The organism is Orbaceae bacterium lpD04 (assembly GCA_036251935.1).
GTDB lineage: Bacteria > Pseudomonadota > Gammaproteobacteria > Enterobacterales > Orbaceae > Orbus > Orbus wheelerorum.
Map to the genome: position 1 here is coordinate 317,220 of CP133967.1, position 26,075 is coordinate 343,294.

General features: G+C 37.0%; 22 protein-coding genes. 21 read left to right on the top strand and 1 reads right to left on the bottom strand.

The features are described from left to right. Positions 1 to 110: 110 nt before the first annotated feature. Complete coding sequence (locus RHO14_01430; GenBank protein WVD71471.1) at positions 111 to 488, top strand: hypothetical protein; 378 nt, start codon at positions 111 to 113, stop codon at positions 486 to 488. A gap of 95 nt (positions 489 to 583) precedes the next feature. On the opposite strand, the gene RHO14_01435 is transcribed toward RHO14_01430, so the two are convergent. Continuing rightward, entirely contained in the window at positions 584 to 1,477 is an 894-nt protein-coding gene (locus tag RHO14_01435; GenBank protein ID WVD71472.1) for a 5'/3'-nucleotidase SurE, read from the bottom strand. 316 nt (positions 1,478 to 1,793) lie between these two features. Between RHO14_01435 and RHO14_01440 the strand changes: the two genes are divergently transcribed. The 20 genes from RHO14_01440 to yut all read left to right on the top strand — a co-directional run bounded on the left by RHO14_01440 (position 1,794) and on the right by yut (position 26,050). Next, positions 1,794 to 3,236 (top strand): SrfA family protein, encoded by a 1,443-nt coding sequence (locus RHO14_01440; protein ID WVD71473.1) that lies wholly within the window; start codon positions 1,794 to 1,796, stop codon positions 3,234 to 3,236. Between the two features lie 59 nt (positions 3,237 to 3,295). After that, positions 3,296 to 6,307, top strand: a complete 3,012-nt coding sequence (locus tag RHO14_01445; protein ID WVD71474.1) for a virulence factor SrfB — start codon at positions 3,296 to 3,298, stop codon at positions 6,305 to 6,307. Continuing rightward, positions 6,304 to 9,012 carry a virulence factor SrfC family protein gene (locus tag RHO14_01450; protein WVD71475.1) on the top strand — a complete coding sequence of 903 codons (2,709 nt, stop codon included), beginning with the start codon at positions 6,304 to 6,306 and terminating at the stop codon, positions 9,010 to 9,012. Before RHO14_01445 ends, RHO14_01450 begins: the two co-directional genes overlap by 4 nt. Before the next feature lie 37 nt (positions 9,013 to 9,049). Continuing rightward, a complete protein-coding gene (locus RHO14_01455) occupies positions 9,050 to 10,036 on the top strand; it encodes a hypothetical protein (protein ID WVD71476.1) in 987 nt (328 codons plus the stop codon). Positions 10,037 to 10,047: 11 nt separating this feature from the next. After that, positions 10,048 to 12,012, top strand: a complete 1,965-nt coding sequence (locus RHO14_01460; protein ID WVD71477.1) for a vWA domain-containing protein — start codon at positions 10,048 to 10,050, stop codon at positions 12,010 to 12,012. After that, complete coding sequence (locus RHO14_01465) at positions 12,013 to 12,738, top strand: ATP-binding cassette domain-containing protein (protein ID WVD71478.1); 726 nt, start codon at positions 12,013 to 12,015, stop codon at positions 12,736 to 12,738. Then, the gene (locus RHO14_01470) at positions 12,731 to 13,954 is read left to right on the top strand and encodes an FtsX-like permease family protein (GenBank protein WVD71479.1); all 1,224 of its coding nucleotides are present in this window, start codon (positions 12,731 to 12,733) and stop codon (positions 13,952 to 13,954) included. The genes RHO14_01465 and RHO14_01470 overlap by 8 nt, the downstream gene beginning before the upstream one ends. Further along, positions 13,911 to 15,533 carry an SUMF1/EgtB/PvdO family nonheme iron enzyme gene (locus tag RHO14_01475; protein ID WVD71480.1) on the top strand — a complete coding sequence of 541 codons (1,623 nt, stop codon included), beginning with the start codon at positions 13,911 to 13,913 and terminating at the stop codon, positions 15,531 to 15,533. The genes RHO14_01470 and RHO14_01475 overlap by 44 nt, the downstream gene beginning before the upstream one ends. An 11-nt stretch (positions 15,534 to 15,544) precedes the next feature. Further along, positions 15,545 to 16,249 carry a hypothetical protein gene (locus RHO14_01480; protein WVD71481.1) on the top strand — a complete coding sequence of 235 codons (705 nt, stop codon included), beginning with the start codon at positions 15,545 to 15,547 and terminating at the stop codon, positions 16,247 to 16,249. Then, on the top strand, positions 16,249 to 16,734 hold the full coding sequence (locus RHO14_01485; protein WVD71482.1) for a hypothetical protein: 486 nt from the start codon (positions 16,249 to 16,251) through the stop codon (positions 16,732 to 16,734). The genes RHO14_01480 and RHO14_01485 overlap by 1 nt, the downstream gene beginning before the upstream one ends. A gap of 68 nt (positions 16,735 to 16,802) precedes the next feature. Further along, complete coding sequence (locus tag RHO14_01490; protein WVD71483.1) at positions 16,803 to 18,182, top strand: hypothetical protein; 1,380 nt, start codon at positions 16,803 to 16,805, stop codon at positions 18,180 to 18,182. A gap of 110 nt (positions 18,183 to 18,292) precedes the next feature. Further along, positions 18,293 to 18,871, top strand: a complete 579-nt coding sequence (locus RHO14_01495; GenBank protein WVD71484.1) for an NAD(P)H-dependent oxidoreductase — start codon at positions 18,293 to 18,295, stop codon at positions 18,869 to 18,871. Between the two features lie 440 nt (positions 18,872 to 19,311). After that, positions 19,312 to 19,614, top strand: coding sequence for an urease subunit gamma (locus RHO14_01500; protein ID WVD71485.1), 303 nt, complete (start codon positions 19,312 to 19,314; stop codon positions 19,612 to 19,614). Positions 19,615 to 19,636: 22 nt separating this feature from the next. Further along, positions 19,637 to 20,059, top strand: coding sequence for an urease subunit beta (locus RHO14_01505; protein ID WVD71486.1), 423 nt, complete (start codon positions 19,637 to 19,639; stop codon positions 20,057 to 20,059). Positions 20,060 to 20,124: 65 nt separating this feature from the next. Next, positions 20,125 to 21,843: an urease subunit alpha gene (locus RHO14_01510; GenBank protein ID WVD71487.1), complete on the top strand. Its 1,719-nt coding sequence runs from the start codon at positions 20,125 to 20,127 to the stop codon at positions 21,841 to 21,843. A gap of 81 nt (positions 21,844 to 21,924) precedes the next feature. Next, the gene (locus RHO14_01515) at positions 21,925 to 22,593 is read left to right on the top strand and encodes a hypothetical protein (protein WVD71488.1); all 669 of its coding nucleotides are present in this window, start codon (positions 21,925 to 21,927) and stop codon (positions 22,591 to 22,593) included. A gap of 23 nt (positions 22,594 to 22,616) precedes the next feature. Then, positions 22,617 to 23,303, top strand: a complete 687-nt coding sequence (locus RHO14_01520; GenBank protein WVD71489.1) for an urease accessory protein UreF — start codon at positions 22,617 to 22,619, stop codon at positions 23,301 to 23,303. A 30-nt stretch (positions 23,304 to 23,333) separates the two neighbouring features. Continuing rightward, on the top strand, positions 23,334 to 23,966 hold the full coding sequence (gene ureG, locus RHO14_01525; GenBank protein WVD71490.1) for an urease accessory protein UreG: 633 nt from the start codon (positions 23,334 to 23,336) through the stop codon (positions 23,964 to 23,966). A 2-nt stretch (positions 23,967 to 23,968) separates the two neighbouring features. Continuing rightward, positions 23,969 to 24,934, top strand: a complete 966-nt coding sequence (locus tag RHO14_01530; GenBank protein WVD71491.1) for an urease accessory protein UreD — start codon at positions 23,969 to 23,971, stop codon at positions 24,932 to 24,934. A 120-nt stretch (positions 24,935 to 25,054) separates the two neighbouring features. Beyond that, positions 25,055 to 26,050, top strand: a complete 996-nt coding sequence (gene yut / locus RHO14_01535; GenBank protein ID WVD71492.1) for an urea transporter — start codon at positions 25,055 to 25,057, stop codon at positions 26,048 to 26,050. Positions 26,051 to 26,075 lie beyond the last annotated feature (25 nt).

Here is a 26,075-nt window from a genome sequence, read left to right on the forward strand (position 1 = left end):
TGCTAATCATCGATGATGGATAATAATGGTGTTTATCAATTTTATCGGTATGATTATATACAAGTTAAATTAACTTGGCATTAACAATAGCTAGCTGAGAAGGCCTTATTATGAGAATTAAATTATTGTTTATTTGCATGTTAATGCTAATACTTGCAGGGTGTGCGACAACGGCTAAATATCAAAAAATATTAGATAGCTGGGTTGGCGCAAGTGAGCAACAATTAATTGAATCGTGGGGCATTCCTGATAGTACTTATGAATTGGGCAATTTAAAATTTCTATCTTATCGATATTCAGACCAACGAATATTATATGGCTCACCCCCTGTCTATGTAAGTAATGTTCGTAATGGTATGATATATACTAATGTAGTTGGCGGAACGCCGGATATGATCGTTTCCAATTGGTGTAAAACCACGTTTACGATCGAAAATGAAAAAGTGATGAAATGGACCTTTAATGGCAATAGCTGCATTGCCAATTAATGGCTTTGGTTAAACAGCATTTTAAAATCCTACCAAAATTGATTAGCGGTAAGCTTGATTTTGGTAGGGATTACGATTATTTTGAGTTATAAAAACTAATCTTGATTAAAAATCATCTCATATTCCGCTTGAGTCGACATATCATTCCAGTTACCTTTAAAGATGCTGTAGATAATATATTTATGGTTTAACCACGCTGTTGCGGTATTATCATCGCTAGGCTGCATTAAGGTAAAATCGATTTTTTGGACAGCATTACCGTTTGGTAAAATTTCAAAGATATATTGTGGTTTAGGGAACGGTTCATTTTCAATAAATTTTATGCCTTTGATCTCGTTTTTAGGGACTGCGGGATAATTCAGCCCAAGGCCCGTTCCTGGCGGTAAAATCGGTTTATTCTTATCTTTATTTACCTGCATCTTATCAACAAGTTCAACCACGTAGTTTATCGAATCTGGCCAATACCGTTTTACATTTTGGCTTGCTTCATTTAGTAGGCCGCCTTGATCATCTGACAATTTAGTAAATGATGCGCCTATACTTGCAGATACAGCTGGGTAACCAGAGCGAACAGCTCTTACCGCGGCGCTCACGGTTCCTGAATTAAGTTGCGCTCCGCCCGTATTGCCACCATCATTGACGCCGGAAATAACTAGATCAGGTGGATTATCTTTCATTAATGCAGTTAGACCAAAATCGACAGAATCAGAAGGTGTGCCAGGGAAACAATACCGCTTTTCACCTATTTTTTTTACTTCAAATTCATAGCCGGGTTTAAATGTGACCGCTGTGCCAACGCCGCTTTGATTTATTGATGGTGCAACAATCCAAGCATCGTAACCTTTAGCGTTTAATTTATCTTGTAACGATGTTGTGCCAATAGACTCACAGCCATCATCATTAACAATTAAGATCCTCATTTTTTCGGCAAATGCAGAGCCACAAAATAAGCTAGATAAAATAGCGATCGAGAGGAGTGTTTTTTTCATATTTTTTCCTTGGTTATTCTTAAATATTGTTTAGGGTTAACCTCATTTTTACAAATTATATCGAGAATGAGTAAACGTGAATGTGATCTTGGGCATGAAAGTAACAAATATTGCCTTTATGGATAAATAAAAAAGGTAATAAGGGGTGAGTTGATATATTTATCCTCTTAAGCTTAAAAAAAAATTATAGGCTTGAACTAACAAAATTAACTGAGCAAGAATCTAGGTAATTAGTGAGTGATTTTCATGTTTTTCTGTTAAAATGACGTGATATGAACTAATATTGCTCAGTTTAGGGATAAATTATTGGAAAAACATGGCGAATACATTACTTAGAAGTGGCGATATCAAAAATTTTCAAGCTTTAGGTCAAGATGGCAAGGCTGTTTATCTATTTGCAACGCAAATTAGAGAAACATTTAGAATGAAGCTTGGTCAGCAATATGCCAATCATTTAGCCGTTCCACAGCGTAATGATCAGGGAAATATTATTGATTGGTATGTGCCATTTGAGTCTAAAAATCCAAATGGTGAATATGATATTGTTCCTTGGTCTGCAGCTAGTGATGATGAAAAAAAAGCAGCGTTGGCGCAATTACATGAATTTGAGCAGAAAGTGATTAGCCTTGGTCAAAAGATGGTGAGTAATATAAACTTATCTGGCGATCAATTATTGTTTAGCCGTTTAGTTTATAATCCACAAGCAAGTTCAAATAATGATGAACGTGAGAAAATTATTGCGATCCGTTTTCCTAGTGCTGATTTTGTTTATATTGTAAATGGGATCCCAGTCATTACCTTTTGGGGATTCTTATCTTCTCAGCCGCAAGTAACGGGATCGTCTTTTAGTTGCTTAGAAGCGACAAATATTAATTCCAACAAAATTCCCCCTATCACATCGCCAGCCGTTCCAATTACTATTGCGGCAAGCAAACCGTGGTGGAAACGCTGGGGCTGGTTATTACTAGCTCTACTGCTATTACTTTTATTACTATTTTTATTACGCGGCTGCATGTTTAAAAAGCAACCTGTTGAAATACCACCGGCGCCTATTACTCAAGTTAATTCCTACCTTGATGATAAGCCAGGAATAAATACTGCGGGGCAAGGCACTAAAAATCAAGGTATTGTCGGTACGAAGGCTGATGCATCAAATACTTTAACAAGTCGTGGTAAGTCATCGTTAACGGGTCAAAATCTAGACTCAAGCCAAATACCAGACAATACAAATCCAGCCGTCGCAGCGCCAATACTTAATGATCCAAAGGGTAATAGTGAGCAAAGCGATAATCCGCTTACACCAGATTTAGATCAAAGCTCCCCTGAAAATGGCGAAAATGGCGAAAATGGTCAAACAAATAACGCAGCCCCAACCGATAATAAATTGACATTATCGCCTGATATCATCGACCAAGGCTCTACTCAGTTTTTAAATGGTAAGTGGAATGTCGGCGGCGGAATTCAAGATAAAACAACGGGTAAGCCATTACGTTTACAATATGATTTCGATCAAGGTAATGGCACTGTTACTATTTCGCGCGGTGATGGCGTCAAGTGTGTTGGTAATGTTGGTAGTGGTATTGCCAGAGGTAATTTAGATATAAGTAGCTCGACCAATGCGACTTGTAATGATAATAGTACTTATCAGTTACCAAAGATTCAGTGTGTACCTGGTCAAAATAATGTGGCAAATTGTCAAGGCTATTATGGTGATGGGGCTAAATTTCCTATTACTATGAAGCAGCAGTCAGATGATTAATAATGTAAACAATACATAGATATCGGTCTATTGTAACGGATTGAGAGAGTAAATTTTATATGCTTCCAGAACTACGAAATTATGGTCAAGAAGTAACACTTATCATGAATAGTGGTATTCAGTTTCTTGATTTTGCAATTAAAATTGATTGGAAAGAAAGAAGCTGGCGCAATAAGATGAATGGCTGTTTTATCGCCCCATCAGAGAGTAGTCCACTGATGCGCCTTGTTGAAGATCCTGACAGTGGCCAATATTTTGTGCCAGATAACTTAAGTGCGGCAGTTAAACCAACACAAGAGATCAGTGTTGAGCAGTCATTAAAATTATACGATGGTGTCTGGTTACCGATCCCGGTTCTTAAAGCTGTGCCGCCAAACCGTTTTGAGCAAGGTCCTCACAACTGGAGTCGTATGCGAATTGTTGCGATCCCTGAGGGTGAAGATCTTGATGGTAATACTCATCGAATTACAATCGCATTTGATACGAAAATTTTTACCCAATCAAAGGATGTGGCTTACTTAGCGCCAACTGATCATGATGTGAGTACTGGAGCAGTGTTCGCACTTGCTCATCGTAGTGATCAAATTAGCTGGTATCTTGAATTAAAATGGATTTCGAGCTGGTTACAAGACCTTTTCGAAGAACTTGCACCAGAGCCTTCTCGATTAAAAATGCATAAAGATGATGTTACTGATGGTATTACCAATAAAACCTATTATGCTCATTACCTTAATGTTTTAGATTTAGTTGGGCAATCAGTTAGTGTTCCAACGATTAAAGTTATTTCTAATAAAAATAATGATATTACGCCATCTATTCCAGTTGATATGGTTCTTGATGTTGGTAACTCAAGAACTTGTGGTATTTTGATTGAAGATCATATTCAAGATAAAGACAGTTTAAATCGTCGTTATGAATTAGAGATACGTGATCTAACGCAGCCTGAATATGTTTATAAAGATCCATTTGAAAGTCGTGTTGAGTTTGCGCAAACCTTTTTTGGTAAAGAGCATTTTTCCGTACAAAGTGGCCGGCCTGATGCATTTCGTTGGCCAAGTATTGTTCGAGTAGGTAAAGAGGCGAGCAGATTAGCGGGTCGTAGGGAAGGTAATGAGGGTGCAACGGGGTTATCTAGCCCTAAACGTTATTTATGGGATCAAGAAAAGTATGAGCAAGGTTGGCGTTTTAATTCTCACTACGTCAAAAGTGATCATGAACCATTTGCAACAGCAGAGCCATTTTCTAGCCTAATTAATGAGTATGGGCAAGCACTGCATGTATTAGATGATTATGATGACCGTAAAATGTCAGTATTTCATCCCAAGTATTCACGTAGCTCATTGATGACATTTATGTTATCTGAAGTGCTGATGCATGCCTTGATGCAAATCAATAGTGTTGCTCAACGTAATAAATTAGAGCATTCAAAAACGCCGCGTAATTTACGCTCAATTATTCTCACTATTCCACCGGCTATGCCAAAACCGGAGCAAGAGATATTTAAAAACTGTGTGCATCAAGCTATCGGGTTGGTATGGAAAAGCTTAGGCTGGGATCGCACTGAAAAAGATATCGATTTTAATAATCTTGATGGATTAAAAGAGGCTTGGCCTAACTTTCCACAAGTGATTATTCAATGGGATGAAGCAACGTGTGGGCAAGTTGTCTATCTATTTAATGAAACACAAAATAATTATAATGGCCGACCAGAAGAGTTTTTAGCTGCGACTGTTAGACCTGATAAAGAAAACAAAAAGAAATTAACCATTGCCAGCGTTGATATTGGCGGTGGTACGACAGATCTTGTCATCAATGATTATGAACTTGATTATGGCGAAAATGGCAATTTTAACAGTAGTAATGCATATATTGTCCCTACTCAGCGTTTTCGTGATGGTTTTAAAGTTGCTGGTGATGACATATTGCTTGATTTGATACAAGATACGGTGATTACTTCGTTATCAAAGGGCTTAAAAGAATTAGGTTTAATCGACCCAAATCCACTGTTATCTCGAATAATTGGATCGCAGCAACTTAATATTCAAGATGCTGTTTTACGTCAACAATTAACGTTGCAAGTTTTTATACCAATTGGTTTACAGGTATTAAAATACTATGAGCAGTATGAGCCTTTAAAAAGTGATAATTACCAGTTTAATATCACCTTTAAAGAGTTATTAGGTCATAATGAAATTACTGAGAATGTGTTAAATTTTGTTAATGAACCGATTCGTCGTGCGTTACATAATCCTGAATTTTCTATTCTAGATATTACTGTAGATATTAATCTTAAACGTATCCATCATCTATTTCTTCGCGGTGATCACTTTAATATTTGTAAAACATTCGATGCATTAGCAGAAGTTATTAGCTGTTATCAATGCGATATCTTGCTACTTACAGGGCGTCCGTCGCGATTGCCTGGCATCCAAAGTTATTTTAATTCACGTATTTCACTTCCAGTCGGACGCATTTTACCGCTACATGGTTATCGCACTGGTAGTTGGTATCCATTTCATAAACAAGAACGTATCGATGATCCTAAAACAACTGCCGCCGTTGGTGCAATGTTATGTTTCTTAAGTAAGAATTTACGTTTACCTAACTTCTATTTTCGTTCTTCTAATATGGATTTGTATTCAACCGTAAAATACATCGGTTTATTAGATAACTTAAACATGATTAAAAATGAAAACGTCTATTATCGAGATATCGATCTTGATAACCAAGATTATGATTTCCCAGATAGTTCATTTGAAATTAGAGGGACAACTCGCTTAGGCTTTAGGCAGTTAGATCTTGCCAGGTGGCCTGCATCACCAATTTATATTTTAACTATTGAAAATGATAATGTTGCAAAACGCCTTAGTGCAGATGGTATTGTCTTGAATGTGACGCTCGGCATAAAAAATAACCGGAAAGGAACTGAAAATTTTTATATCAAATCGGTAAATGCCTCTGATGGCCGAGCATGTGATAAATTTAGTGATGTAAAACTCAGTTTAAATACAATATTAAGTTCTGGCTTAGTCAGCGCGCAATATTGGCTTGATAGTGGAATTATTAAATGATGATAAATGAAAAATTGCCTAAGTCTTGGGAACAAGTTTATAGTACGGCGGCGCAAGCAATCGATTGGGTAAGTGATGTGCGCCACTCATCAAAGCGACTCGATAGCGAAGCGGATAATCTCATTTTGGACTTACGCCGATTACGTAATGTATCAAAACGATTAGGTGATGTATCGACAAAATCTGTTGCAGTAGGCTTTTTTGGTTTATCTCAAGCTGGAAAATCATATTTAATTTCTGCACTTGCTGCCGATGCCAATGGTAACTTAGAGACGCGTGTTGATGGTGAAGTCCTCGATTTTATTAAACATGTCAATCCACCTGGCGGCGGTAAAGAAGCGACGGGACTTGTGACGCGTTTTAGCCGAACAGCTAAAGGGGGTATTGCCGGTTATCCATTGGAGCTAAAATTATTCCAAGAAATTGAAATTGCTAAAATTTTAATTAATTCTTATTTTAAAGATTTTGACCAACAAAAAATTGTTAGAAAAATTGATTTTTCTCAGCTCAATAATGAACTTAATACTTTCGAAAAAAAGAAAGGAATCGGTTATACCGGTGGTTTACTTGAAGAAGATGTCGTCGATTTACACGACTACGCCATGGAAAACTTTGGTAATGCACTAGAGGGGCTAAAAGGGGGATATTGGGAAAAAACGATTCGTTTAGCACCTTATTTATCGATACCTGATCGCGCCACATTGTTTGCAGTTTTATGGGGCGCTTTGCCTGAACTCACAGCAATTTACATTGAGCTTGCAACAACGCTTGCTAAATTACATAATGCTGAAATTGTCTATGCACCTATAACCGTTCTTGTTACTGAAAAAAATGGCATTAAATCTCAAGCAGATAGCATCATGAATGTTGATATGCTCGAAAGATTGAATACGCCAAAGGATTCAACTGTGCAAGTATGTCCGCATAGTGCGACCAATATAGATAATGAAGTGGTTGATATTTCATTGGCTCAATTGGCATTTTTAGCTGCTGAATTAAGTTTCCCCCTCGTTAATGAAACTCGCGTAGCAACATTTGAAGATGTTGATTTATTAGACTTTCCTGGTTATCGTGGCCGCTTAAATCTACTTAGTTTATCAGATGTCAAAGATGGTAATCCGATCCCTCAATTATTGTTGCGCGGTAAAGTTGCCTATTTATTTGAAAAATATACAGATAGCCAAGAGATGAATGTGCTTGTTGTTTGCACGCCATCAGATAAGCAATCAGATGTTAATGATGTTGGCCCCGTGCTTGAGCGATGGATTGAGCGCACACAAGGTGAAACAGCTGAAAAGCGTGCAACTAAAAAGCCTGGTTTGTTATGGGCAATTACCATGTTTGATAAAAGGATCGGTGCATCGTTATCCTTAACTGAAGATATTTTAAATAATAGCTGGGGTAAAGGTGGGTTATTGCAACAAACTATCCTTGAGCGATTTGGTAGCTATGATTGGCTCGAAAATTGGTCTAATAATCAGCGATTTAAGAATGTTTATCTAGTGCGTAAACCTGGTTTTCCTGTGCCATTTTTAGATGTCGATGCTAATTCAGGTAATGAGCTTGCAATAAATGCAAACTACCAAAGTAAATTAGAATTATTGAAAAGTACGTTCACGGGCAATATTGATGTAAATGACTATATCGACAATCCAGCTCAAGCTTGGGATGGCATGTTAAAGCTAAATGATGGTGGGATGGAGCGATTAAGTGATTATTTAGCCGAGGTATGTAGCTCTTCGCTAAAACAGCAGCGAATTATGGAGCAGCTTAATGATAAAATTAATTATATCGTTAACTTGCGCTTTGATACATGGTATCAAGCTGAAGGTGCTGAGGAACTCAATAAGAAAAATCAAATGATAGATACTGTAGTTAAAGGCCTACAAGCCAAAGCACTATTACTCGGAGAATTTTTAAAAACAATTCAGTTACCCGATGAAACTATCCGAGCACTTTATCAATCGAGTGATATTGATACTGAGTTAAATGCTCCTCAGTCAGATAACGACGCCTCTAATTTAGCAACAAGTAATGATTTTGGTTTTGATACTGATTTTTCATTGTTTGGTAATAACGATAATCAGCTTTCAACCGAGAGTAAACCTATCGCAATAAAATCTGAGTCCAAATTTGCAAAAGCCGTATTTGCCGCGTGGATGGAACATTTAAGAAATATTATTTTAAGTAAGCATGTCGTGCAATTTTTTGGTTATGATCAAAAAAATATGTCATTTATTATTGATGAACTTATTACTGCTGCAAATCGCTTAAAACTTGAAGAAACATTAAATAAGCAAATCTTAGCTAATGAAGATACCGGCAGCAAGCGTGATGAGCTTGAATCACGTCAAGTCAGTACGATCCATATGATTATTAGTGATTTTATCGCTTGGCTTGGCTTCATTCAAGGTCAAGTAACCGATATTCCCGATAGCCGAGTAAATTCAGGTAAGAAAATTTTTTCATCATTATTAAGCGTTCCTCTTAATGAGCAGCATGGCAGCATGTCGCATCAGTTACCTAAACTCGATGATAAAACGAAAATTTATACCCAGCAGTATATTTTTGATTGGTTCGTCGCTTTTATGAAGCTAGCACAAGAAAATGTAGGACATAGTGCAGGTAGAGAAATCAGTCAGGAACAAAATACTCGCTTAGGCTCTATTTTGATGCAGTTTAACGCGGCAGCTTTACCAAACTAAGTATAAATTAACAAAATGGATATAAATTGAGGATATTATGGCATTAAGAATTGAACTTAATGGAGATAAACCTGGTATAGTTAAATTTTCAGCAAGTAAATGGCAACATAGCGCTGATGTAGAAATTATGATCCAACGTAATCAAGATAATTTTTACTTATCGCAAAGTAACCAGTGGGGCCCTGAAACTAGCTGGCATGTTATCGCAGATCTTATCGTCAATGATGACCGCTTAGAGGGCCAAATTGGTCCTTGGCTTACCGACTCATTATTAGCGCTTGGCGGTAATTGCAAATTCTTGATGCAAATTCGCGAATGTAATAATCCGACAATTACTGATCGAGGCGTTATTACCATTAAAGGTAATGTATTGCCATCAAGTGCCGTGTCTATTGATTTACCCATTGAAGAGGTGGCGGTAAAGCCGACACTAGTTGAATCAATCATTGAACAGGTAGCTGAACCAACAACTGAAGCTGTTACTGAAGAGGCGACTACCGCTGCCATCGAGCCTATCTCACCCGTAATTGACACTTCAAATCCTGAGCCAAGTAAGAAAAAAGGTAAAGGAATTATTGCTATGATCGTAATTATTGCCATATTGCTTATTGCAGCTTTGGTTGCTTTTTTATTACTTAATCGCAGCGAACAACCGACTAAAAGTATTTCTGATGATGTAGATACAAGTAGTTGTGCATTAAGTCAGCTCGGTAATAATGAGATGGATTTTATTCAAACTTGCTTACGTGATAAGCCGTCTACCGAGCAGATTTTAAAGTTAATTCTTGAGGCAAAAGCTCAAGATAAATGCAATATTGCTCAGCGATTATATGCAAATCAATCACAGCAAAATGCAAACATTGCAGTAGTTTACGCTAAAGAATATGATGATAAATTCTATCAAAAAAATAGCTGCTTTGTCACCGATAAAGATACCGCTATTTATTGGTATGAAACCGCTTTAGCCTTAGATCCCAATAGTGATTTAGCTAAAACAAGATTGACGCAACTAAAAGCACAGTAAGGTTACTAATCATGAAAAAGTTACAGTTCTCTTGCCTGCCAATTTTGATGATTATTGGTATGATGGGGCCTTGCTTCAAGGCATATGCAGCTGAGCCATTGAAGCAAGAGGGAAAAACGACACTTTATCAGCGTGTATTAAGTACCCCTTCTTGCGAGCTTATGGCAAAAACGAGTGATTTGAAAGGGCGTCAAATTCCTGCATTTTCTCGATATTATGTTTACGAGCGTAAAATAGATAAAAATAAAGAATGGTTAAGTGTCGGTCCTGACTCTTATGGTAAAACCGTCGGCTGGATTGATAGTAATTGTAGTGTGGATTGGAATATGCAAATGACACTGGTTTTTACTAATCCCGTTGATCGTGATCCGTTACTATTTTTTAAAGATAAGAATGACATTGATACAATTATTGAATCAGACGATCCCGCTAAGGTCGTACAGCCGATTCGAAATAAATTGACCAAACAACTGCAAACAAAGGAAGTACTAGCTCAAGAACCTAAAGAATATATCGATTTTAAAGAGAATTTCTACTTGCTACCGATTTTAAGCGGTGAGGAAGTTATGAATGGGCAAGGTTTTTATCAGCGAATTCTTGAAGTCGCCTCTGTTAGTAAACAAGATAATCTGGTGAAAAACAGCCAAACTAAAGGTCAATTGCTAAACCAAGATGATGACACTCAGCAAGTGGTGCCATTTAAAGCTGCTATTGTATTTGTAATTGACTCAACTATTTCGATGCAACCTTATATTAATCGTAGCCGGGATGCAGTACAACGCGTTTATGAACAAATTGAGAAAGGCGGATTACAAGACCAAGTTAAATTTGGTTTAATCTCATTTCGCTCAAGTTTAAAAGCTTCATCTAAGTTAGAATTTGTATCAAAAATCTTTGCTGATCCTAATGACGTGATTGATGGTGCTGATTTTAAAAAACGTGCTGAGTCATTAAAGCAAGCCTCAGTTTCCTCAGCGTACTTTGCAGAGGATTCTTACGCAGGTATTGATATGGCCTTAAATGATATCAATTGGAAAAATTTTGGCGCACGTTATATCATTCTTGTCACTGATGCGAGTGCTATACCAGGTGATGATCCATATTCAAGTACAGGACTTGATTCAGCGCAGCTACGTTTAGAGGCTCAACATAAAGGCGTTGCTATTTATGTATTACACCTAAAAACAGATGCGGGTAGTAAGGATCATCAAATCGGTCAGAAACAATATAGAGACCTTTCTTATAATGACTTTATCAATAAATCACTGTATTACCCAGTTAATGCTGGTAATGTACAAGACTTTGGCAAAAAAGTTGATACCTTAGCGCAATCTCTAGCTGCCCAAGTAAAACTCGCCTATGAAGGTGAATCTTCTATTGGTAATGCACTTAATGCTAAAGATGATGTGATCGTGCAAGATTCACTATTACTTGGTAAAGCGATGCAATTGGCTTATTTAGGCTCTATAAAAGGCACTAAAGCACCAACGGTGTTTAAAGCTTGGATCAGTGATAAAGATTTTGTTAAGCCAAGTGTCACTACTGCAGAACCACGAATTCTTCTAACTAAATCGCAACTAAGTGATCTAAGTGATATTGTGAATAAAATCGCTAATGCTGCAAATGATGGATTAATCTCCTCAAATGATATGTTTGCTCAGTTACGTTCAATTGCAGCTGCCATGGGGCAAGATCCTAATAAGTTAAAATCAGGAGATGTAACTAAAATTGCTGATCTGGGTTTATTAGGTGAATATTTAGATAACATTCCTTATAGAAGTGATGTTACGAGCCTTGATGAAGAGTCATGGAAAAGTATGAGCGGACTTGAACAAGAGAAATTTATCCGCAATTTGCATAGCAAAATTCGTTATTATCAAAAATGTAATGCGGATGTTGATCGTTGGATCTCGTTGTCAGAAGGTAGCGATGCGCGTGAAAATGTTTATCCCGTTCCTTTAGAGATGTTGCCATAAATGTTATCAATTGAGCAACTGAGTATATCGCGCCATGCGGGCAGTACTGATTTTCAAGTTAGCCTACCCTCACTATCACTTGAATTGGGTAATATTGTCGTTTTACAAGGGGATAGTGGCTGCGGTAAAAGTACTTTACTTGAAATGATCGGCATGATTTTAAAACCCGATCAAGTTGCGAGTTATCGGCTATCTTTTGCGGATAATAGTATTGATATTGCAAATATTATCAAACATAATCAGCAAGATAAGCTTGCTCAACTTCGAGCCGCTTATTTTGGGTTTGTGCCACAGACGGGTGGATTACTGCCATTTTTAACGGTTAAAGATAATATTTTGTTACCATTACAATTGTTACGGAAACGGTTGGATCAACAGCGTTTGCAGGTTCTTATTGAAAAATTGGGTATTGCACATCTATTAAACAAATATCCAAAACAGCTATCAATTGGTGAGAGGCAAAGAGCCTCTTTTATTCGTGCAATTATTCATAAACCATTGTTATTATTAGCTGATGAACCTACTTCAGCTCTTGACCCATACAATGCAAATCTTTTATTTAATCTCATCATCGAGCAGGCCAAAATAGATAATATCGCCGCAATTATTGTGACTCATGAGCAACACCTAGTAAAACAAAAAGGGTTAACCGTGTTAGAGCCTCAATTAATAAATAAGCAAAAAGCAATATTTTCGCTTAAGGAGCAGGGGAGTCATAATGACTAAGCATTCACTCTCTTATTTGTTAATTATACGATTGGCGCTCAAAGATCTTTATTATGATAAAAAAGTCTCATTTTGTATCTGTGCTTTGATTATCTCTGTTATCACGCCATTATTACTACTATTTAGCCTAAAATTTGGTGTCGTATCACAGTTACGGCATCAGTTGATGAACGATCCTCAAAATCTTGAAATTAAAGTTGTAGGTAATTTACAGCTTAATGATGCGATCTTTACTTGGATACAAGCGCAGCCAGAAACGGCATTTGTGATCCCCCTAACTCGTTCTTTAAATACACAAGCGGATTTGATGGCAGGCCGTAATTTATTTGTTAATAATGCCGAAATGATCCCAACAGCTAACGGCGATCCAATCACAAAGGGACTACCGTCTATTACTATGCCTGATCAAGTCATTATTAGTGGGCTTACAGCTGAAAAGCTAAGTGCTAAAGTCGGTGACGTTATCAAGTTAGTGATTACTCGCCAATTAGATGGAAAAATTGAGAAGGGATTAACAGCGCTAACCGTAATAGGTATTCTACCAGAGCAGCGTTATAGTCGCGCTGCCGTTTTTGTTTCCCTTGATTTATTAATTACAACAGAAGATTTTTATGATGGCTATCTTAGTGATACCTTTTTAACAGGTACGGGAAAGACGGTAGCACCAAAGCACTCAGATTTTGCTAGAGCAAGAATTTATGCAAAATCACTTGAAAATGTTGCGAGCCTTGCATTTAAACTTCGATCTCAAAATATTGAAACGCGAACGCAGGCTACGGCCATTGAAAACATGCAAGCTATCGATCGGGTCTTAGGATTTATTTTTAGTGTTATTGCTGTCACATCGATTTTAGGATGTATCTTAGCTTTTGTCGGGACTTTTTGGGTTAATATAGAGCGTAAGCGTAAGGATATTGCATTTATGCGATTACTTGGCTTGGGGCCTTTATCGATTATTGGTTTTTTGATCATACAATCGGTAGTACTTAGCTGCATTGCCTTCATTATTTCATGTTTACTATTTTTGATAGGTAATTATGCTTTCAATGTCGTATTAGGCGATAATCTCGTTTCACAACCGATGGTAAGTCAATTACAGCTATATCATTTTGGTATTGCTTTTATTACAACATTACTTATTTCGTTACTCGTTGTTGGTATAGGAGGAGTGCGTGCAGTTAAAATCGAACCCGCAGAAAGCTTGCGAGAAGTTTAAGAAAATAATAAAACGAAGTGCGGTTTTTTATTCGGCTCTAATTTTATGCATCAACGTTGCAAATGCTGCCGCATGGGACATTAAATTTTTTAATCCAAAGCCATTAGCTGATGATGTCATTTTGCCAATGCCTTGTGACGGCAGCTTTGTGATGCGTAAAATATATACCCCAACTGCAAAACCACTTGATGATATTAAAATTATACTCGGTAACGATAATAAAGAGCTTGGATTTGCTGAATATGCAACACCTAATTATATTGCTGGTAGCTTTATTGATACTACCGATGCTCGTTATTATTTATTAGGTAAATATGAGATATCTCAATTGCAATATCAATCGGTCATGAATGATAAGTGCCCGACACCTAAATTATCTCTTTTGATGCCAATTACTGGAATAAGTTGGTTTGACGCTGTGAGTTTTTCAAATAAATACACACAATGGCTACTAAAACATCATCCTAAAGTGATACCTCATTATAATCAGGTTCCTGGCTATTTACGCTTACCTACTAATAATGAGTGGGAATATGCGCTTCGCGGTGGCGTAAATGTGAGTGAGTCAGAATTTAGAGAACAGCGATTTCCGATGCAAAAGGGCTCAATTGAACAGTATGCTTGGTTTTCTGGCGCTAAATCTGCTAATGGTAAATTACAATTAATTGGACGATTAGAACCAAATCCTTTAGGGCTTCATGATATGTTAGGTAATGCTAGCGAAATGATGTTTGATTCTTTCAAAATGAATAAACTCGATCGTTATCATGGGCAACAAGGGGCAATGACGGTTAGAGGCGGAAGTTATTTAACCTCTGAATCTCAGCTGGCTTCTTCACTACGTTTAGAAAAACCTTATTATGATAGTAATACCGGGCTTGCTTATCAAAGCAAAGATTTAGGCTTTCGTCTTGCACTTACATCCGAGGTGATAGCATCTAATACTCAAATTCAAGCGCTAGATAAAGAATGGCTAGCACTAGGTAATACATCAGGCAATGATAATAATGTGGTTGGCGAATTAGAAAAAATCACCGATAAAGTCAATGATGAAAAAACCAAGAAAGAGTTAAATCAATTAAATAACTTACTTCGTAGTGCAAACCAAGCTCGTGATGAACAGCGAGATCGCTCCATTCAATCTGCATTACAGTTAGGTGCTTTTTTATGTGCTAACGTATCTGATCTACAGAGTAAATTTGAGTATAATAATAATTTGTACTCATTAATGACTAGCGATATTTGTGATATGGCTGAAGCCGATTCACTTGATGAGTCAAATATATGTTCTTTAGCTAAATTAAATAATCTTAAATCGACGGTTGCGGAGTCAGAAGCTGCTCGTGATTTTATCTTAAAATATTACGCAGATACAATTGTTAATACTTCATCTAACTACGCCAAAAATAATATCGATGATCAAGTGATCACAACAACTTTCATATTAGATAAAAATGGCAAAGCGAATATCGCCGATTATTTAAAATTACATATTAAGCATATTAATACTTATTTTAAAACAGGTAAGGTTGATCGCAGTATTTGGTTGCAGCAATGTAATGATATAAAAAATAAATAATAGGGTAAATTATGATAGAAAATTTCAAAATAGTAGCAAAAGCGCCACTGGTATTAGTATTTTGTTTTGCATTAATACTATCGGGCTGCCAAGCAATGAATAACTCTTCTGTTGATCCTGAATTAACTAATAATAACTCTGCAGAGTTTTTTAGTAAATCTGGCTGGCAGGCATGTGCTATGGGTGCAGGTATTGGTGGAATAGGGTGCTATTTAATTAATCAAAAAAATCCTGCGGCTTGTTTGGTTGCAGCTGCCGTTTCGTGTGGTATTGCAATGGGCGGAAATTATTATTTAGATGCTAAAAGATCTCAATATGCTAACGAAGAACAGCGTTTAAATGCCTATATCGAGGATGTAAAGGCAAATACTGCACAAGTAAAACTCGTTAGTGATAGTGCCAAAAAGGTACTTGATAAAAATTTAGCAACGTTAAAAATATTAGACAAACAAATTGCAGAAAACAAGCTTAATACCGATGAAGCTCAACAACAATTAAAAAGTATTGATGCTAATATTTCTTATCTTAATGAAAAATTAGCGAATATGAAAACGACAGAAAAAGATTGGCGTACGATTTCTACCAAAGAAAAAGGATCAGGAGTTAATGTTGCTAAACTTGATGCACAAATCACTCAGTTAAATAAACAAATTACCGTATTAGAGAAACAGATTAATCTTGTTACTCAACAGCGCTCAGCATTAAGGATTGCATAATGAAAAAAATGATTAGTTTACTATTTATCTCTAGTCTTAGTTTGGTTGGTTGCACGACAACTGATACGACAATTTGTGATCCAACTAATAAGAATTTAGGCATTTTGGATAAAATGAGCTGTAATTTTTCGGGGCACTATCAAGAACGTGTTGATCAAAAAACGCAAATATTAATCGATGAACAAGCCACAAACAGCCAGTTTAAAGCACTATATGCAGAAATTGAAAAACAAAAAAATGATTCGTCAGCAAATGTGAAGCAAAAGCAAGCCGACTTAAATCGATTACAAAAAAACTTAACGCAATTGACTGATGAGCTAAAACAAAAAGCGATCGGGCGAGATGACTTACAACAGCAAATTAAAGATATTGATCAGCAACTTAATACAGTAAAAAATAGTTCTAGCTCTGAAATTGAAAAACAAGTTGAATTGGATTCGCTTAATAATAAGTTAAAAAAATTACAAAAAGCATTAAGTTTGTAGAATCAATGTGATGGCCAGATATTGTTATAATCCTGATAAGCAAGCATAAACAGTAATAGAGAAGCAAAATGCAAAGAATCCAGAGTGTGACGTTTGATCAGCAAAATGCAGAAAAAAACAAATTGCTAAGTGAATATACTGAGTTTTTGCAACTGTTGGAACCTCATATATCGACTCGTACATTATCTGTTTTAGCAATGCCGAAGTTATTAAAGGATTCTAACCAATTAGGTTGGTATACCAAACTTGAAGGTCAACCGGCACTATTAAAAAATATTACTGATGAATCTCAGCTACGTGATCTCAAGTTAACATTAGAAAGTCGGTTGAATGATATCGATATAGTAATTAAACAATTATTGGTATCAACATCCCTCAGTACCGAACAAAAAAATATATTATCCAATTGGTTTCCTCGACTCGCAACTCATTATAATCCAATCTACATCATTAATAATGATCCCGTAGTGATTTATGATTTTGAGCAGCCTTTATTATTACCTACCGTTATCAATGGCGCTAAGTTATTTTCGCGTTGGTGGCATTTTGCACTGTTAGCACTGGTATTGTTAGGATTATTATGGCTACTTTGGTATCTGTTTTGCCCACAGTCCAAAAAATTGGAGCTTATTGATGATGTTCCGGTTATTGAGTCAGTGATTGAACCTGAATTTATACCTAAAGTAGAGCCTGAACCTGAACCGATCCCCCAAATTGAACCTCAAGTACCGGTTGTTAATAACGATCCAAATTGTATTACCAAAGAGGAAATAATTAAAAATAAGCATCCATCTCGTATGGTATTGATTTTTGATAACTCTGCGTCAATGTATTTAACCCTTGCTGAATCCAATGCCGAAATTGAACGCTATCAAAATACTGACTTTAGTTATTTAACTCGGCAACAAATTGCAGACTATGATAAAAAAATGACCCGTTTACCCAATCGGTTGTCATCAAGTAAAAAAGTAGCGGCATCAAGTATTGATAAAATTCAATCTAACGTCGATATTGGTTTAGTTATATTAAATAAATGCCCAAATGCTGATAAAACTGGATTTTATAGCAGTAGTAATCGAAGCGTATTAAAGAACAAAATTTCAAAACTAGAGCCGCTACAATACAATAGTGCCACGCCATTATATAGTGGGGTACAAATTGCAAGTTCAATGCTTGATGGTGTAAATCAAGATGATTATATTTTAATCATTAGTGATGGCGAAGATAACTGTTCAGATAATAATATTTGTACGTTAGCTCTTTCTATTTCTGCACAAAAACCGAGATTAAAGATTAATATAATCGATATTGCCGGCCTGCATCGAATTGATTGTGTGGCAAATATGACCGGCGGAAAAGTTTTTATTGCCCAAAATCATCAGCAGATTATTGAGCAAATGAATAAGGCCGTTAAGCAGATGGATATAAGCCGGCCAGTATGTAAATAGGTATTGGTAGTGTCGTTATACTTACTTTTCATCTATCTTTTACTTAAAAAGTCTAAGAAGTAAGCTATTTTAGCCTATTCGTTTTAGTTAACACAATTATGAGGTTGCTTATGAGTGGTATTTTAATTTTAAATTCAATGAAAGCGTTTGCCCATTCTGAGGGACATTTAAATACTACATTAGCAGATATAGCTCAGCAATATCTTACAAATAAAGGTAATGAGGTAAAAGTTACCATTATTGATAATGGCTATGATGTTGAACAAGAAGTTCAAAAGTATCAATGGGCTGATATTATTATTTATCAAATGCCCGCTTGGTGGATGGGGGAGCCTTGGATTATGAAAAAATATATCGATGAGGTCTTTACCCAAGGACATACTCGCCTTTATGCTAGTGATGGTAGAACTCGCTCTGATGCGAGTAAAAAGTATGGTTCTGGTGGGTTATTACAAGGTAAAAAATACCTGTTATCCGTAACTTGGAATGCACCTATTGAGGCATTTTCAGAGCCGGATCAGTTTTTTGAAGGTAAAGGCGTTGACATGGTTTACTTTCACTTCCATAAGGCTAATGAATTTTTAGGGTTAACCGCCTTGCCGACATTTTTATGTACTGATGTGATTAAAAACCCAAATGTTGAACACGATATTGAACGCTATAAAGCACATTTAAATCATATTATTTAATTGAGTATCAATATTGCTAAATTAATATTTTGGGATTTTATTTTAGCTCGTATTAATATAGGACAAACCGGTTATACCGGTTTTTTTATGCGTTAAATTTGTTAAATGAATAATCATCCCTATTGTATTTTTGTATAAAATACCTTAAAAAACAGAATGCAAGTCAACCTTAAAGTGTTTGTTTAATATCCATTTATTTTGTCATAATAACCGATGAAATAGATACTAATGCGAAGTTGTTAGCTTATTATTTATTTTAATTGAAATTCACATCCATATGATTTTATAAGGGATTAACTGTATTTTTGCCATCTTTAATTTTATGCTTTATATATAGTTCTGTGTTGTTTTTGCTATAGAGTTTGTTACAATAAAATAGAAATGTTCGCGGATGTTAGTCGGTATTGATGAATACCTGTTTTATCAATCGAGGAGGAGTTATGCAATTAACCCCAAGGGAAATTGAAAAATTAATGGTTTACACTCTCGCAGATGTGGCAGAAAGACGTCGCGCACGCGGTGTGAAATTGAATTATCCTGAAGCCGTCGCCATTATTACCGTAACAGCATTAGAAGGTGCTCGAGATGGTGACACGGTTGAAGATGTTATGAAAAAAGCCTCTACTGTTTTAACTAAAAAGGATGTGATGGATGGGGTTGATGATTTAATTCCAAATGTGCAAGTTGAGGCTATTTTTACTGATGGCACTCGGCTTGTTACCGTTCATAATCCGATTAAATAAAATCGATAATGAGGTGAAGTATATGAGTAACACGAAAACTGATGTAAAAGCACCAATACCATTAGGCGGCGTTATTTTAGCTGATGCACCAATTGAATTTAATACCGACAAATCTGAAACCAAACTTAAAGTCCGCAATACAGGCGATCGGCCAGTACAAATAGGTTCCCACTTTCACTTCTTTGAAGTTAATCACGCTCTAGAATTTGATCGCTTTGCCGCTTATGGTAAACGTTTAAATATCGCCTCGACAACCGCAATACGTTTTGAACCCGGCGATGAAATTGAAGTCTCACTCATTCCTTATGGCGGTAAGCAAACTGTTTATGGATTTAATAACCTTATTGATGGGTGGGCGGGCGATAACGTTGCAGCCACTGACCGCCCAGCAAAGACAATTGCGCTCAATCAAGCAATTGCACGTGGTTTTAAACATAAAAAATAGTCATTGTGTCATTTGTCAGTCATGACATATGACGGTGTACCATCTTAACTTTAAAGGTAAAGATCATGCCACAGATTTCCAGACAAGAGTATAACGGTTTATTCGGTCCAACCGTCGGCGATAAAATTCGGCTAGGCGATACTAATTTATATGTTGAAATAGAAAAAGATTTACGTGGTTACGGGGAAGAATCGGTTTATGGTGGTGGTAAATCCTTACGTGATGGTATGGGAGCAAATAATACCTTAACAAGCGATAACGGTGTACTTGATTTAGTTATCACAAATGTCACTATTGTTGATGCATGTTTAGGTGTAATTAAGGCTGACGTTGGGATCAAAGATGGCAAAATTGTAGGTGTTGGTAAAAGCGGTAACCCTAACCTTCAAGATAATATTACTCCCGGTATGGTTGTTGGCGTTGCAACAGATGCCATTTCAGGTGAACATTTAATTCTAACTGCGGCTGGCATTGATAGCCATATTCATTTAATTTCTCCACAGCAGGCATATGCCGCATTATCAAATGGGGTCACCACTTTTTTTGGTGGCGGGATAGGGCCAACAGATGGGACAAATGGTACAACAGTAACCGCTGGCCCATGGAATATGCGTGCAATGTTACGTGCCATTGAAGGTTTACCAATTAATGTTGGGCTTTTAGGTAAAGGTAACTCTTATGCTAGGGGGCCCTTAATTGAGCAGTTAGTTGCAGGCGCGGCCGGTTTAAAGGTTCATGAGGACTGGGGCGCAACAGGTAACGCCATTCGCCATGCACTGCGCATTGCTGATGAATTTGATATTCAAGTTGCGGTCCATACTGATAGCTTGAATGAAGGGGGATATGTTGAAGATACGATTGAGGCTTTTGAGGGCAGGACGATTCATACCTTCCATACTGAAGGCGCGGGCGGTGGCCATGCTCCGGATATTATAAAAGTTGTCAGTCAGCCTAATGTTTTACCGAGTTCGACAAATCCAACATTACCATTTGGTATTAATAGCCAAGCTGAATTATTTGATATGATTATGGTATGCCATAATTTAAATCCTAATGTGCCATCAGATGTCTCTTTTGCTGAAAGCCGAGTACGTCCTGAGACAATTGCCGCAGAAAATGTATTACATGATATGGGCGCTATTTCGATGTTTTCCAGTGACTCCCAAGCAATGGGGCGAGTAGGCGAAAACTGGCTACGTATTGTGCAAACAGCTAACGCAATGAAAGCTGCTCGAGGTAAGTTACCTGAAGACGCTGCAGGCAATGATAATTTCCGCGTTCTACGCTATGTTGCGAAAATCACGATTAACCCAGCTATTGCACAAGGTATAAGTCATGTCTTGGGCTCTATTGAGGTAGGTAAAATGGCTGATCTGGTTCTTTGGGAGCCACGTTTTTTTGGTGCTAAACCAAAAATGGTGATCAAAGGTGGCATGATTAACTGGGCTGCTATGGGAGATCCTAATGCATCATTACCAACGCCACAACCCGTCTTCTATCGGCCGATGTTTGGGGCGATGGGTAAAACAGTCAATGATACGAGTGTTACCTTTGTTTCTCAAGTGGCATTAGACGATGGTATCAAAGAAAAAGCAGGTTTAGAACGTCAAGTTATTGCGGTAAATAATTGCCGAGCAATTGGTAAACGCGATCTGGTGCGCAATAGTAACACGCCAAATATTGAAGTTGATCCTGAAACATTTGCCGTAAAAGTAAATGGTGAGCATGCAACATGTCAGCCAATTGTTGAGGCATCAATGAATCAACGTTATTTCTTTAGTTAATATTGTTGATGAATGAAGTATTTTCAATGTCCTACTTCTACCTGCTAAAAAGCAGGTAGAATTAACATAAAAGGTAATAGAATGATCATTATTGAGCATATTCTTGGAAATATTAAAAAAGATGCTGTTTGGCAAGAAATCAGTAAAAATGCGCAAGTTGATATGTTGATCCTTGACCAGCGAGAAGCCCAAAAAAGTCGTTGCCGTAAAAATACTGAACAGGGGCTAGATATTGGTATCGCTTTAGATCGTAATATCCTTCTTTCTGATGGTGATGTTATTTTATTTGATGAAACTACCCATAAAATGATTGTTGTGCAAATTTCCTTACGTGATGTCATGATGGTTAATTTGCAGCACCTTAAAAATTTAAATTCTGACGAGCAAATTCGCATTAGTTTTGAGCTTGGGCATGCATTAGGTAATCAGCACTGGAAAGCAGTATTGAAAGATAATTGTGTTTACGTGCCGTTAACCGTTAGTGAAAAGGTCATGGAGTCGGTAATGCGAACACATGGTTTTGCAAATGAAACGTTCGCTTTTGTCAAAGGTGAAAGCATTTTACCTAAGTTGACACACTCCGAGGCGCGCTTATTATTTGGCGGTGCGGAGGATACCGATACACATGTCCATGTCGAAATTGGGCATATTCATCAACAGGCACATAATCACAGCCATGACCAAGATCATCCTCATAACCATAAACACGGTCATACCCATATACACAAGCATACCCATAATAACGGATAGATCCTAAGAGCAAGGAATATGCGATGAATGCATCTGACCTAATTAAGATTATGCAATTTGGTGACTCAGCCTTACCAATAGGGGCATTTACTTTTTCAAATGGTGTTGAGTCTGCGATCCAAAAGGGCATTGTACATGATAAACATACATTAAAATCATTTGTTGCCACATCTCTTAACGTTGCGGCAAATTCAGATTGTATTGCCGTTGTTGCAGCGCACCGCGCTGCAACTGCTCAAGATCATGATGCATTAGTGAAAATAGACTGGGCGGTGCATAACCGCAAGCTTAATGAAGAAGCTCGCCTAATGACGACTCGGATGGGGAAAAAATTAGCCGAAATTTCAGTACATATTTTTGAAAGTCAGCTAATTACATGGTGGCTTACACAAATAAAGAATGATTCATCGCCCGGTACTCAGCCAGTAGCTCAAGCCATTGTAATGGCTGAGCAAGGAATTGAGGAGCAAGATGTGGTTGTGATGCATCAATACGGGATCGCCATGACAATTTTAAGCGCTGCAATGAGGTTAATGAGAATTACACATTACGAGACGCAGCAAATTTTGTTTGAATTAAATGATGATATTCAAACATATTGTGACATTGCCGCAAGTGGTAATATTGAGCATATGGCTTCTTATGTACCGGTGATTGATGTTTTAGCTGCGCTACATACAAAATCATTTGTTCGCTTATTTATGAACTAAGGGTTTAACTAACATTTTTGAGGAAAGATAATGAAAAAAATGACTCGAATCGGTATTGGTGGGCCTGTTGGTTCAGGTAAAACAGCAATTATTGAAGTAATTACTCCAATCTTAATTGAACGCGGGATCAAGCCACTAATCATTACTAATGATATAGTCACTACTGAAGATGCTAAGCAAGTAAAACGAACATTAAAAGGCATTTTAGATGAGGATAAGATTTTAGGTGTTGAAACCGGCGCATGCCCTCATACTGCCGTTCGTGAAGATCCGAGTATGAATATCGCAGCCGTTGAAGATATGGAGGCGCGTTTCCCTGATAGTGACGTAATTATGATTGAAAGTGGTGGGGATAATTTGACGTTAACATTTAGCCCTGCACTGGCTGATTTTTACATCTATGTTATTGATGTTGCTGAAGGTGAAAAAATTCCACGTAAGAACGGCCCAGGATTAGTACAAGCTGATATTTTAGTCATTAATAAAATCGATTTAGCTCCTTATGTTGGCGCAAGCCTTGATGTGATGGAACATGATACAAAAGTAGTTAGGGGTGATCGTCCATACGTTATGACTAATTGTAAAACTGGCCAAGGAGTTATTGAACTCGTTGATATGATAATGGATAAATTTCTTTTTACTCATCAAGCAACAAAGGCTTGAGCATGACTAAATTACGGGCTGAAATTGCAAATACCCCAACACGCTTAAAGGCTCATAAATTAGGCGATGATGCCCCCGAACTTGCAAACTATCAAGATGAACCTAAGCAAATGCAAAGTGGCGCTATTGGTAAAAGTGGTTACTTAAAATTAAGGTTTGCTAGTGGTGAATATCGTAGTGAACTCGTTGAAATGGAGCGCCGAGTACCTTCGCTAGTACAAAAAGCATTATATTGGGATGAATTCATGCCACAATTACCTTGCGTAACTATGATTTCAACCTCTGGAAGCTTGTTACAAGGTGATCGCCAGGCGCTTGATTTAATCGTTGAAAAAGGTGCTTGTGCCCATGTGACAACGCAATCTGCAACCAAAGTTCATATGATGGAAGCGAATTATGCGACCCAATTTCAAAATATTATCGTTGAGGAAAATGGCTATTTAGAATATTTACCCGATCCAATAATTCCTCACCGTAACTCACGATTTATTACCGATACTCACATTACTATTCACCCAAGTGCTACGATGATTTATTCTGAAATACTTATGTCCGGTCGTAAGTATCATCACCTTGATGAACAATTTGGTTTTGATATTTTTTCATCACTCATTAGAGCTGAGTCATCTTCTAATAAAGCGTTATTTGTCGAAAAATATATTTTAGAACCCAAAAAAAATCAATTAAATCTAGCCGCCGTTATGGGCGCGTTTGATACATTTGGTAATGTAATTTTATTAACACCGAAAAAATATCATAGTCCTATTTTAGAACGCCTAGATGCCATTTATGATCTCACAAATGACATTGCTTTTGGTGCAACGCAATTACCTAATGACGCTGGGATCATCTTTAAGGTATTAGGGATTAATAGCCCAAAAGTAAAAGATGCCGTGAGATATTTTTGGCAAATAGCGCGCGAAGAAATAAAAGGGGTCTCATTACAAAAGCCATTTCTATGGCGCTAAGTTAGGGGCAATAAGATTGCAACGTTAATACTTAATTTTTATAAATGTTAATTTATTTCTTAATAATTAATAGTGTCGCACCTAAATACGACTCTATTTACATTTGTATTTAAGGAGCAAATGATGGAAACCTCAATAACAAACAAGTCTGCTTGGGCGCGATTCGTTGATAAAAATATTTTTATACAATTTTTTGATGTAACGTTACGTGGCTGTGCACAAGTTATGTTTCAAAATAACCCATTAACAGGATTACTCTTTTTTATTGCTATTTTTACCGGTGCTTTTCTTGAAAAAATACCCGAGGTTGCTTTTGGCTGCTTATTAGGGACGGTAATTGCGACATTGACCGCTTATATTAGTAAATTAGATATAGATTCATTGCGTTCAGGGCTTTATGGTTATAATGGCTGTTTAGTTGGTGTTGCGCTTCCTGCTTTTTTAGAAAATACACCGTTTACGTGGTTATCGGTTATTTTAGGTAGTATTGTATCGGTTATTGCAACGATCTCTTTAATGGATTTTTTAAGAAGTTGGAAAGTATCGGCATTAACCGCCCCTTTTGTATTAGTATCATGGACCATTTTATTAGCGAGCTACAGTTTTTTAGGTATTAAAGGTGTGTCTTTACCAGAGCCAACACTTCCTCATCAGTACATTGAGCCTATTGGCCATCATCCATCAATTGATCTTGTTGTTGTGGTATTTCGAGGGGTATCAGAGGTCTTTTTATTAAATAGTGTGATCGTTGGCGTTATATTTACTATCGGTTTAGCCGTTAGCTCTATTTGGGCTGCCATTTTTGCTATATTAGGTTCACTTTTAGCTTTTAGCATCGCGTCATTATTAAAAGCTGATATCGCAAGTATTCATGCCGGGCTATATTCTTTTAGTGCGGTATTAACAGCAATAGCATTAGGCTCGACATTTAATAAACCTAGTTGGCGAGGATTAATTTATGCCGTTATCGGTATTATTTTTACCGTTTTTGTGCAAGGCGCTTTAGATGTTGTTTTGAAGCCTTTTGGTATTCCAACATTGACTATGCCATTTGTTTTAGCATCATGGTTATTTTTAATACCTAACCAAGATATTATGCCTAACCACCGCCGATAAGTTTAGTGGTGGTGTTTTCTAATTT